The sequence below is a fragment of the Spiroplasma endosymbiont of Lariophagus distinguendus genome (genome assembly GCF_023846195.1).
GTDB lineage: Bacteria > Bacillota_I > Bacilli_A > Mycoplasmatales > VBWQ01 > Spiroplasma_E.
Genome location: NZ_JALMUW010000141.1, coordinates 1 through 896, shown reverse-complemented (window position 1 = coordinate 896; position 896 = coordinate 1). Strand labels below are relative to the sequence as shown.

The 896-nt window shown below is 20.5% G+C and carries 2 protein-coding genes; both read right to left on the bottom strand.

The window, feature by feature from the left end:
• Positions 1-384: terminase small subunit (locus M0D11_RS06165; protein WP_252321060.1), on the bottom strand; the 384-nt coding region annotated here is incomplete at its 3' end.
• A gap of 188 nt (positions 385-572) precedes the next feature.
• Positions 573-896: hypothetical protein (locus tag M0D11_RS06160; RefSeq protein ID WP_252321058.1), on the bottom strand; the 324-nt coding region annotated here is incomplete at its 5' end.

Here is an 896-nt window from a genome sequence, read left to right as displayed (position 1 = left end):
TTTTCCTTTATTTTCTAAACTAATTGCTATAGGGGCGACGTTATCACTATTCTTTATATCAATTTTAGTTGATAAATGATATTTATTAACATATGCTCTTTCTAAATATCATGATGAAGTATTAGCATTAGAAGTTAAATATCTTTGTAAATTTAAGTGTTCAATTTGAGAATGCGCTCAATTAATTTGTTGTAAAAAAGTATTTCTCTTTTTTTGTTTTCAAGTCCTAATAGTACTTTCTGTTATATCTAAATAAATTAACATACCTAATTTTGTAGGAACTTCTTTATTATCATTACAATGAGTAAAATAATTTACTAATTCTTGTTTTAAGACTTTTGCATCATTAAAAATTGTTCTTACTTTTATTTTTTCTTGTTGCACATAAAAATCTCCTTTCATATGCTTTAAAAACGCAAAAATTTATGATATAATTAATATAATCTTTAAGTTAGAATTGCTGAAAAAATAACTTATTAACTTTATTAATTACTTCATATATATTTTTATTTAATTTTTATAATATAATTATAACAAAAAATAGCATTTATAGTGCTATTTTTCAAATTTTTTTAAACAATTAGTACATATAGTTTCAGGATTATCTTTAACTTTAAAACAAATTCCACAAACTTTTTTTTCTGTTCATCATTTAAAATATTAAAAATTCCTAATTCTTTTATTTTTTCTTCTTCTTTTTTATTACTAAAATTTTTATTATTTCATAAAATAGCCCATCCTAAAACTAAACCAAATATGTTTAATGTAACGAATAAAATAAACACTCCCATAGCATTATTTTTAAGACAATGTCTAATTCCAAAGCGTATTAATAAAATTCAAATTACTGTTCCTATTATTCCAAAAGATATTAATAATCCTAAATCCATTTTTAC